The sequence below is a fragment of the Roseibium sp. QJM3NY_11 genome, assembly GCF_056173175.1.
This window is the reverse complement of the sequence record NZ_CM149660.1, coordinates 1,054,178-1,065,000: the sequence shown is the minus strand read 5'-3', so window position 1 is coordinate 1,065,000 and position 10,823 is coordinate 1,054,178. Positions and strand designations below refer to the sequence as shown.

Here is a 10,823-nt window from a genome sequence, read left to right as displayed (position 1 = left end):
AGTCCGGCACCGTCCGGATCTCGACGTCGAAGCGCACCGCTTGCCGGCGGCCTTTCTCGCTGTCGAGCACGCCGATCTCGGCGGGCACCGCCAGCCCCTCGATCACGATCATATCCCGACCGTCTTCGACGGAAGCGCCCGGCTCCCGCAGCGGAGCATCGGAAGGAGGTGTCGTATCTGGATGTGTCGGCATGGCTTTTCCGGGAAAGTGTCTGACATGTGCGAATGACAAGCCATGTCATTCCCCTTGCCCGGCCGTCAAGGGAAACCGGATCCGCAGATCGCTGACGGCTACTGCGCGCCGGCCGTGTCCAGCGCTTCGACTGCGCAGGCGACGCCGCGCAGCTCGGCCAGGCCGCGCAGCCGGCCGATGGCCGGATATCCGGGCGTGGACGTGCCTGTCAGATCGTTCAGGATACGGTGACCGTGGTCCGGCCGCATCGGCAGGACCTTGCCCGCCTGCCGTTCCAGTCGCCTCACCGCGCGGATGACGGCGACCATGTCGAGGTCGCCGGCCAGATGGGCGTCCTCGTGAAAGCTACGCGGATCGTCTTCCCGCCGGGTTGCCCGCAGATGCAGGAAATGAATGCGGTCCGCGAGCAGATCGACAAGCGCCGGAATGTCGTTGTCCGGATGCGCGCCGAGCGACCCTGTACACAGGGTAAAGCCGTGCGCCCTTGAGGTATGCATGGCCGCGATCCGTTCCAGGTCCGCCTGCGTGCTCACGATCCTGGGCAACCCGAACAGCGACCGCGGCGGATCGTCGGGATGCAGCGCCAGCACGCCGCCGACCGCCTCGACCTCCGGCAGCACGAAGTCCAGAAAATTCTGCAAATTCCGGAAAAGGTCCTCGCGGCCGACATCGCGATAGGAACCGAGCCGTTCGCGGAAACTGTCCGGTGTGTAGCTTTCCTCCGACCCCGGCAGGCCGGCAAGGATATTGGCCGTCAGCCGGTCCCGCTCCGCGGGCGACATGGCCTGAAACCGGGCTCTTGCCGCCGCGATCTCGTCGGCGCTGTAACCGGCTTCCGCACCTTCGCGTTGCAGGATGAAGAGATCGAAGGCGGCATAGGCGGCATATTCGAACCGGAGCGCGGTCGCGCCGTCCTCGAGTTCATAGACCAGGTCGGTCCGCGTCCAGTCCAGCACCGGCATGAAATTGTAACAGATGGTCGCGACGCCCTGCCGGGCAAGGGCCACCGCGCTCCGCGCCCAGTTGCGGGCCTTGTGTTCCCAGCCCGGCGCTCCGGTCTTGATGTCCTCGTGGACGGGAATGCTCTCGGTGACAAGCCATTTCAGGCCCGCCGCCTCGATCATGTCCCGCCGCGCGGAAATATCCGCCTCCGGCCAGACAGCTCCGTTCGGGAGATCGTGCAGGGCGGTCACAATGCCGGTTGCGCCCGTCTGGCGGATATCCGTCAGGGAGATCGGATCCCGGGGCCCGAACCAGCGCCAGCTTTCGATCATGACTTGCAGTCTTTCCTGATACTAGGGCGCCGCGGCAGCCGGTCTGTAAAGATAACCGTCGAATTCCGGGTCGCCGACGTCGGAGAGTTCGAGCAGGGTCCGGCGGACGCTTTCAAGATGCTGCCACATGGCGGCCCGCGCCTTTTCCGAATTGCGGTGACGCAACGCTTCCAGGATCGCGGCATGGTCATCCAGCCATTTGGCCCGGTAGCTGAGATCGAAGATGCGGTCATGAAGCCGGGCCCACATGGGACTGTCTTCCCGTTTGGTCCACAGGTCCTCGACCTGGTCGACCAGCACGCTGTTCTGGGTCGCTTCCGCAATCTGCCGGTGAAACAGCCTGTCCGCCGTATAGTCTTCCTGCCCGTTTTCGATGGCCTTGCGTTCCAGCTCCAGCGTTTCACGCAGTTGCACGATATCGTTCTTGGTGATGGTCGTTGCCGCGAAGCCGGCGATGCTGCTTTCCAGAAGCTGCCGGGCCTGAAGCAGCTCGAACGGACCGAAATCGGCCTTGGGAATGTTCAGCGAGATTTTCTCGCCGGCCGCGACATAGCTGCCCGACCCCTTGCGCACATCGAGATAACCCTCGATTTCCAGCATGATGAAGGCTTCCCGGACCAGCGACCGGCTGATGCCCAGTTCAAGCGAAATCTGGCGCTCGGTCGGAAACTTGTCGCCGGGCTTGTAGCCCTTCTCGTTGATCCGCCGGGCAAGCAGTTCGGCAATTTCCTGATAGCGGCGCTTTGCGGCATCGCCCGTCATGAGGCCTCCCTCGCGGTCTCGCCTCCCGCCGCGATCTCATGATAGAAGCCGGCCAGGATATGGAACGCTTTTTTCTTCGTGGTCTTGTCGGCGGCGATCAGCCCCTTGTGGTTATAGCCGTTCTGGAAGATGTTTTGGCGCCGTTCGACCCGGAAATCGTACAGTATCCACGGCGACATGCCCTTGATGTAGCTCAGGCGGCGCAAGGTCGCGATCTGTTTGCGATAGACCTCGGCCATATAGTCTTCGCTGAACAGGCCCCGCGCCGGCCCTTTTTCGCCGATCACGCCGTCCGCGCCGGTTTCCGAAATCACCACAGGCCGATCCGGATCGGAGTTTTCGCCGATCGCGGCCAGATCCTCGAAGTTTTCCTCGTACCAGCCATAATATTCGTTCAGGCCGATGACGTTGATATGGGCCGCGAGCCGGTCTTCTATCCGGTTTCTTGCATGGTTGACCAGGCAGGCCGCCGACGTCAGCCGGGTCGGATCGAGCGTCTTGCAGGTCTGCGCCAGCCCCTTCATGAACTCAAGCCGCGCATCCGTGTCCGGGTTTTCGTTGCCGACCGACCAGATGATCACGCTGGCCCTGTTGCGGTCGCGCTTGATCAGTTCCGCCAACTGGTTGTCCGCATCCCGGTAGGTGGCCGGATTGTCGAAATCGATCGCCCAGTAGACCGGGATCTCCTCCCAGAGCAGGAAGCCGAGTTCGTCGGCGATCCGGGCCGCCTGTTCGTGGTGCGGATAATGGGCAAGACGCAGATAGTTGCAGCCGAGGTCGCGCGCATGCTCGAAACGCCGGCGCAGATCCGCATCATTGGTGACCTTGCCAAGTGCCGCATCGTCCTCGTGCACGGAAATACCGCGCAGGAACAGCGGCTCGCCGTTCAGGAGAATATCGGTGCCGCGGCGTTCGATCTGGCGGAAACCGACCCGGTCGGTGACCCGGTCTTCGCCGCAACTGACGGTCACATCGTAGAGCACCGGCGCTTCCGGGCTCCACAGGTCCGGCCGGACAGGGATATCCGCCTGCGCCTTGCCGGCCCCGTCGACGGCCATCTCCACGTTGATGCCAAGATCCGGAATCTCCAGCCGCGCGGCGCCGGCAACCGGCCCATCGACCGTGACCTGCGCGCGCAAGGTCCCGTAGGTTCCGTCCGGCACCAGATGGATGAAAAAATCCCGGATCAGGCTCTTCGGCGTCTCGAAGAAACAGACCTCGCGGTAGAGGCCGCCGTAATTGAACCAGTCGGTGTTGCGCATCGGCACCCGGTCAAGAGTACGGGTGTTGTTGACGCAGGCCATGATCCAGTTGCGGCCCGGCTTCAGCTTGCCGGTCAGGTCGACGCAGAACGGCGTCGAGGCGCCGTAGTGATTGCCCAGAAATTCGCCGTTCAGGAAGACCTTGCAGTCATAACTTGCCGCGCCGAAGCGCAGGAACTGGCGCTTGTCCGGATCGACCGTGTCGACATCCAGCGGCCGCGTGTACCAGGCGCTGCCCTCGAAGAAATACCATTTCTCCTTGAGCATGGCCCAGTTGGAGGGCACCGGCACGGTCTCGCCCATGTAGGGATCATAGTCCCAGGGCTCCGTGCGGTCCTCCGGGGCCTCCGGCAGCATGGCGAACCATTTCTGCCGGAGGCCGGTGTCAAGAAGATCGACGCAAAAGGTCCAGTCGCCGTCGAGGCTGGTGACAGCCCGCCCGCCCATGAAAACCAGCCCGTCATGGTTCAGGGTCTGCGTGTTGAAGGGGACGTTGTAGTCCTCGTCATGCAGCGCCTGAAGCGCATTGTCGGCGAGATGGGAACGTTCGAGCATTTATGTAAGTCTCCGGACCTGGTGCTTTTCGATCAACCGCTTACTGGGCGGCGGCCTTGATGCGCTTGATCAGGTCGGCAACGACCGGCGACTTCTGCGCGGCTTCCTCGTGCATGGGCAGGACAGCTTCGATGAACGGACCCTTTTCCACGTCGATGAATTCCACGCCGAGTTCGCTTTTCGCGGTCTCGACAGCCTCGGCGCTCATGGCGTCCCACTGGGCGCGGTGAAAGTCCATGGACTCGCCGGCGGCCGTGCGAACGGCTTCCTTGTGCGCGTCGGACAGACCGTTCCAGCTTTCGGTGGAGATCATCACCACGGACGGGATCATGGTATGGCCGTCATCGGAAAAGAACTTGGAGACTTCGCCATGACGGGCGGAGGTCAGGGCCATCGGATTGTTTTCCGCGCCGTCGACCACACCCTGCTGCAGGGCGCTGTAGAGCTCACCCCAGGAGATCGGGGTCGGGTTGCCGCCGAGCAGCTCGACCATGCGGATCGCGGACGGGCTCGGCTGGACGCGGATCTTCATTCCTTCGAGATCGGCCGGCGAATGGATCGGCTTGTTGGCGTAGAACGAACGGGCACCCTCGATATAGAAGGCAAGACCGACGAAGCCCTTGTCTGCGGAGGCCGACAGGATGTCGGCGCCGATGTCGCCCTTGAGCACATCGTAATAATGGTCGGCGCTGACGAAGATGTAAGGCAGGTTGAGCGCGCCGTAGGATTCCTCGAAGGCTTCCAGTTCGGACGCGTTGGAGCGTGCCATGTCCAGGGCGCCGTTCTGCATCAGTTCCATGGACTCACGCTGCGTGCCGAGCTGGGCATTGGCGTAGATCCGGATCTTCAGGTCGCCATCGGTCAGCGCATCCACACGCTCGGCCATGAATTCCATGGACTTGTGCAGCGGATGGTCTTCCGGATTGTTGTGATTGAGACGCAGTGTCTTGGCGTTGGCCGCAGAGCCAAGCGCGACCACACCAGCGGCCAGAACGGCCGCGAGTTTCACGAATTTCGACATGTTTTCCTCCCAAGAGCGGCCTCGGCCGCGAGAAACCAGGAACCTGCCGGACTTTTCCGTCCGGCCATCGGATCATCCGCGATACGGTGAACTCACCTGAGTGCGGCATGACCCTGTTTCGCGGCCTTGCATCGCCGCGGATGGCAAATTGTTCGTCCAATTCTTCAAATCAGTCAACCTTTTTTACAAAATTGGTTGACCAATTTTTATTCCTGTCGCATGTCTAGTGTGACCGGACCCTGACCACAAGGCGCCACCCTTGGCGCGGAAGACCCGGCGCGGGAGGAAAATCGTGACACTTATCACCAGGGGCGTGGACCTTGTCCTGCGCCTTGTCATAACCATCGCCTTCACGGTGCTGGTGGCCTGCGTCGTCTGGCAGGTCGTCTCGCGCTACGTGTTGCAAAGCCCGAGCACGGTGACCGACGAGATGGCCCGTTTCCTGTTCATCTGGGTCGCCCTTCTTGGCGGAGCCTATACGCTCGGCCAGCGCCGTCACCTGGCCATCGACCTGTTGCCGGTGATCACCAAGGGGCTGGCCCGCCTGCTGGTCAATTGCGGCATCATCGCCGCGATCGCCCTGTTTGCCGCCGTCGTCATGGTCTATGGCGGTCTCGACCTTGTGAGCAGAACGCTGGAAACAGGCCAGGTCTCCCCGGCCCTGCGCCTGCCGATGGGACTGATCTACACGGCAATCCCGTTTTCCGGCCTCTGCATGCTCTATTACTGCCTGACATTCCTGGCCGACCTTTTCCGCGAGGGCCGCGGCCCGAACGACCAGGCGACGGCTGCAAAGGCCGGCGGCCCGCTGGACTGACAAGGACACCCCACTTTCATGGATATTCAATCGGTCCTGGTTCTGTTCGGGACATTCGCCCTGCTCATGGTCCTTGGAGTGCCGATCGCCTTTTCGATCGGTCTGGCCGCGTTTGCCACCTTCCTGCTGTTCATGTCGTTCGACCAGTCGGTCTATATCGTCGCGCAGCAGGTGGCCTCCGGCCTTGACAGTTTCACCCTGCTCGCAATCCCGTTTTTCATTCTGGCGGGCAACATCATGAACCGGGGCGGCATCGCCATGCGCCTGATCGAGTTCGCAAAGGTGCTGGGCGGCCGTCTGCCCGGCGCGCTGGCCCACTGCAACGTGCTTGCCAACATGATGTTCGGCTCCATCTCCGGATCCGCCGTGGCCTCGGCAGCGGCCGTCGGCGGTGTCATGGCCCCCCTGCAGAAGAAGGAAGGCTACGATCCGGCCTTCAGTGCGGCCGTCAACATCGCCTCCTGCCCAACCGGCCTGCTGATCCCGCCGAGCGCCACCTTCATCGTCTATTCCCTGATCACCAACGGCACCTCCGTCGCGGCCTTGTTCGTTGCCGGCTACGTACCCGGCATCCTGATGGGGCTGAGCCTGATGCTGGTGGCCGGTTTCATCGCCAAGCGGCGCGGGTATCCGGTTGCCGAGCGCCCGAGCAGAAAGGAAGTCCTCGACAAGTCGCTGGCGGCCATGCTGCCGCTCGGACTGATCGTGATCGTCATGGGCGGCATCATCGGCGGCGTCTTCACCGCCACGGAAGCCTCGGCTGTGGCCGTCGTTTACACCCTGTTCCTCGCGCTGGTCGTGTACCGCGAGGTCACCTGGCGCCATCTGCCGGGCATCATTCTGGAAAGCGCGGTAACGACCTCGATCGTGCTGCTGATGATCGGCTGTTCGATTGCCATGTCCAAGGCCATGGCCTTTGCCGACATTCCCTATTCCATCTCCGATATCCTGCTCGGCCTGTCCGAAAATCCGATCGTGCTGCTGCTGATCATCAATCTGGCACTGCTGGTGGTCGGCACCTTCATGGACATGACGCCGGCGCTTCTGATCTTCACGCCGATCTTTCTGCCCGTGGTGGAGGATCTCGGCATGGATCCGGTGCATTTCGGGGTGGTCATGACCTTCAACCTGTGTATCGGCATCTGCACGCCACCGGTCGGGTCGGCCCTGTTTGTCGGCTGTTCGGTCGCCGGAGTGAAAATTGGTGAAGTCATCCGGCCGATGCTCGGTTTCTACGCCGTGCTGGTCGCGCTGCTGCTCGTGGTCACCTATGTGCCGGAACTGAGCCTGTTCCTGCCGCGCGTTCTTCTCGGTTACTAGGAAAATTCATGAAATCGCTGAAAGACTGGCAGTTCGCCGGCCGAACCGGCACGGGCTTCGCCGTGGATGTCGAAACCCGGCACCGGCTCGAAATCAGGGTTCTCGAACAGGATCTGATCCGGGTCAGCCTCCTGAAGGACGGTGCCTGGCGGCTCGACCGCACCTGGGCCATCGCGCCCGCCGCCGATGTCCCCTGGGAAGGCCGGCCCCGGGACGATCTCGACGGCTTCACCTGTCCTAAATTCGTGCTGGACACGCAGGAAACCCGCATCGTTCTTGAAACGGACTGTCTCCGTCTGACTGTCGAAACGCCGCTGGCTCTGGTCTGGGAAGCGCGCACCGCGCCCGATAGCCCCTATCGCGAAATTGCCCGTGACCGGCCCCAGGATGCCTACATGATCGGACGGCGGGACCATCGAAAGTACCATTACATGCGCCGGTTCGACGGCGAGCGCAGCTACGGTCTCGGCGAGAAGACCGGACAGTTGGAGCGCTCCGGGCGCCGCTTCGAGATGCGCAACCTGGACGCCATGGGCTATGACGCCCGTTCAACCGATCCGCTCTACAAGCATGTTCCGTTCACCATCACCGATCGCGGCGAACTTGGCGCATACGGTCTCTATTACGACACGCTCGCCCCGTGCTGGTTCGATCTGGGAAATGAAAAGGACAACTACCATCCGCCCTTCCGGTCGTTCCGCGCAGATGACGGCGACCTGGACTATTATTTCAGCTGGGCACCGACGGTCCTGGACATCACCCGGCGGCAGCACTGGCTGACCGGCGGCACCGCCTTCATGCCGCGCTGGGGTCTCGGCTATTCCGGTTCGACCATGGCATACACGGATTCCGACAACGCCCAGGAGCGTCTGATGGAATTCCTGGACAAGCTCTCCGACGAGCAGATGCCCTGTGACAGTTTCCAGCTGTCCTCCGGCTATACCGCGATCGGGGCAAAACGCTACGTATTCCACTGGAACACCGACCGGTTCCCGGACGCGGAAGCCCTGACGGAGGCGTATCGCCAGGCCGGCATTCACCTGATTGCCAACATCAAGCCTGTTCTGCTTGACGATCACCCGCTCTACCGGGACGTGCAGCAGGCCGGATTGTTCATCAGCGACAGCGAAACCGGCTCCCCGGAACAATCCCCCTTCTGGGACGGCACCGGCTCGCATCTGGACTTCACCAATCCGGACACCGTGACCTGGTGGCAGACAAACCTGCACGACCAGCTCTTCGCCAAAGGCATTCACTGCACCTGGAACGACAACAACGAATACGAGGTCTGGGACGACGAGGCGATTTGCGCCGGGTTCGGTGATGCCATTGCGGTCAACCTGATCCGGCCGCTGCACAGCCAGCTCATGACGCGGGCGTCCTTTGATGCCCAGCGGGCCGACAAGCCGGACGAGCGGCCCTATCTGATCTCCCGCTGTGCCTGCCCCGGCACACAACGCTATGCCCAGACCTGGACCGGCGACAACTACACCTCCTGGCAGACGCTGCGCTGGAACATACCCATGGGTCTCGGCCTCAGCCTGTCGGGTTTCTACAATATCGGCCACGATGTAGGCGGCTTCGCCGGCCCCCGCCCGGAACCGGAGCTGTTCCTGCGTTGGGTGCAGAACGGCATCTTCCATCCACGCTTCACCATCCACTCCTGGAATGACGACGGCACGGCCAACGAAGCCTGGATGTATCCGGAAATCACGCCGCTGGTGCGAGACGCCTTGAAGCTGCGCGCACAGTTGATCCCCTACCTCTACGGTCTGCTCCACCAGGCGGTGACCGATGGCGAACCCATGCTGCGGCCGTTGTTTCTCGATCATCCGGACGACCCGGCCTGTCGCGCGGCGGAGTTCGACTTTCTGCTCGGCAAGGACCTTCTGGTCGCAACAGTCGTGGAAGAAGGCGCCACCTGCAGGAAGGTCACGCTTCCCGCGAACGCCGAAGGCTGGTGGGCTTTTGACGGCAGCCGGTGGTATCCCGGCGGGCAGGTGATCGAGGTTCCCGTCTCCCTGGAGACGATCCCGCTGTTCGTGCGCGGCGGCGCGGTCCTGCCGCTCGCGGCGGCCGGCCTGCGTTCGGACCCGGCCTCGGACACAGACCGGACCTGGCGCATCTATCCGCAACCCGATGGCACGCCCGACAGCGTCACGCAGTTCTATGACGACGACGGCACAAGCCCCGATGCGCTGACCGGGGACCATTGCCTGACACGGCTCGCGCTCGCCCGCAGTGACGGCGCGGTACATCTGGACTGGCAACGGAGCGGACACTGGCAGCCGGCTTTCGAGACGGTGTCCGTCTGGCTTGCGGAACCGTCCCCGCTCATCGTCAATGGCGCTGTACACGCCCCTTCGGACTCGATCCGCTTTCTGACCACGGCAAGGTCCTGACACCTCTGCCCCTCACTCACGCGGGCGATGTCCGACCGGCACGTCCTGGCCTTGCGTCAGGATACCGGCGGACACGTTCGAATGAGGTGGACAGCATCTGACCGGTTAACCGCGTCAGTCCTTTATGACCTTCAGGTCAGCCGGGTCCTTTTGGCGCTGCTGGCCTGAAAGCTCTCCGCAACGCAGGGCGGCGGCCTCGACCGTGCGTTTGACGAGATCGTGAATGCCGTGCTCGTCCGCCATGAATTCCAGCATGCCCGCTTCCGTGGTACCGCCCTTGGAGGTAACCGCGACGCGAAAACCGGTGGCATCCGCCTCCGGCTCCGCAAGCATGCGTCCGGCCCCGGCGATCATCTTGATGGCCAACTCGTGTGAAAGATCTTCCGGCAGGCCGAGTTCGAGGCCCGCTGCGGCGAAGGCTTCGGCCATGGCGAAGACATAGGCCGGCCCCGCTCCGGAAAGCGCGGTGACAATCGGCAGCAGGTCTTCTTCCGGCATTTCGACAACCGTGCCGACGCACGTCATCAGCCTGACGAACAGCGCCTTCTGATCGTCACTCAACTGCCCGTTCGTGACATAGGCGGTGATCGCGGCGCCGACCGTCGCCGGCAGGTTCGGCATCGCCCGGACGATGGGGGTGCCTTTTGAAAAATGCGACTCGAAAAGGGAAAGCGGCTTGCTGGCGGCGATCGACATGATCAGCGTGCCGCCGCCGCCATACGCTTCCAGAGACGGCAGGATCTTGTCGACATCCGGCGGCCGGGTTGCGATCACGATCCCGGCCGGCTGATCGGGAAAGGGCTCGTTGAGATGGATGCCTTCGACGCGCGTCAACCAGTCGGCCGGTCTCGGATCGCGAACGAACAGCGACTCGGCCGCGATCCCGTCCGCGAGCCAGCGCGACAGAAGAGCCTTGCCCATAAAACCACACCCGACAAGGCAGATACCCCGGTCCACAAGGTTTGTCATACGTCCCCTGCATTCGATTGAGGATGATCTGTTGCGCCTGACCGGTCCGGCAACCCAATTGCAGCCACCTCAGCCCGAATCTTTCACGCATTTACCATTATAGCGCAACAGTACACAGCGCCACTGGAAATCAGTAGTAAGAGTTTTGAGGGCGGCGACGATCCGTCAAAGGACTCGAAAGACACGATTGCCTGTCGTGTCCTTTGGCGGACTGCGCAAACTGCTTGGGAATATTGTTATCGGCCAGT

At 62.6% G+C, this 10,823-nt stretch carries 9 protein-coding genes (1 of these 9 cut by a window edge); 3 read left to right on the top strand and 6 right to left on the bottom strand.

The annotated features are described in order from the left end of the window. From AC0VX3_RS04850 to AC0VX3_RS04830, 5 genes are all read right to left on the bottom strand, one after another. A protein-coding gene (locus AC0VX3_RS04850) for a dihydroneopterin aldolase (protein ID WP_475523774.1) crosses the window boundary here: on the bottom strand, positions 1–193 show its start. Its footprint begins 254 nt before the window's first position; the window shows 193 of its 447 coding nt (coding positions 1–193); the start codon lies at positions 191–193; the stop codon falls past the left edge of the window. 98 nt (positions 194–291) lie between these two features. Further along, positions 292–1,467, bottom strand: a complete 1,176-nt coding sequence (gene uxuA / locus AC0VX3_RS04845; protein ID WP_475523773.1) for a mannonate dehydratase — start codon at positions 1,465–1,467, stop codon at positions 292–294. A gap of 21 nt (positions 1,468–1,488) precedes the next feature. Further along, entirely contained in the window at positions 1,489–2,229 is a 741-nt protein-coding gene (locus AC0VX3_RS04840; RefSeq protein ID WP_475523772.1) for an FCD domain-containing protein, read from the bottom strand. Then, complete coding sequence (locus AC0VX3_RS04835) at positions 2,226–4,046, bottom strand: glycoside hydrolase family 2 protein (RefSeq protein ID WP_475523771.1); 1,821 nt, start codon at positions 4,044–4,046, stop codon at positions 2,226–2,228. The genes AC0VX3_RS04840 and AC0VX3_RS04835 overlap by 4 nt, the downstream gene beginning before the upstream one ends. A gap of 40 nt (positions 4,047–4,086) precedes the next feature. After that, entirely contained in the window at positions 4,087–5,067 is a 981-nt protein-coding gene (locus tag AC0VX3_RS04830) for a TRAP transporter substrate-binding protein (RefSeq protein WP_475523770.1), read from the bottom strand. Between the two features lie 292 nt (positions 5,068–5,359). On the opposite strand from AC0VX3_RS04830, the gene AC0VX3_RS04825 reads away from it, so the two are divergent. From AC0VX3_RS04825 to AC0VX3_RS04815, 3 genes are read left to right on the top strand one after another with little or no spacing between them, the layout of a single operon-like run. Then, on the top strand, positions 5,360–5,884 hold the full coding sequence (locus AC0VX3_RS04825) for a TRAP transporter small permease (protein WP_475523769.1): 525 nt from the start codon (positions 5,360–5,362) through the stop codon (positions 5,882–5,884). 18 nt (positions 5,885–5,902) lie between these two features. Continuing rightward, on the top strand, positions 5,903–7,204 hold the full coding sequence (locus AC0VX3_RS04820) for a TRAP transporter large permease (RefSeq protein WP_342895530.1): 1,302 nt from the start codon (positions 5,903–5,905) through the stop codon (positions 7,202–7,204). A gap of 8 nt (positions 7,205–7,212) precedes the next feature. Further along, positions 7,213–9,606 carry a glycoside hydrolase family 31 protein gene (locus tag AC0VX3_RS04815; protein WP_475523768.1) on the top strand — a complete coding sequence of 798 codons (2,394 nt, stop codon included), beginning with the start codon at positions 7,213–7,215 and terminating at the stop codon, positions 9,604–9,606. 114 nt (positions 9,607–9,720) lie between these two features. Here the strand turns inward: AC0VX3_RS04815 and AC0VX3_RS04810 are convergent, their stop codons facing one another. Beyond that, positions 9,721–10,527, bottom strand: a complete 807-nt coding sequence (locus tag AC0VX3_RS04810; protein WP_475523767.1) for a pyrroline-5-carboxylate reductase family protein — start codon at positions 10,525–10,527, stop codon at positions 9,721–9,723. Positions 10,528–10,823 lie beyond the last annotated feature (296 nt).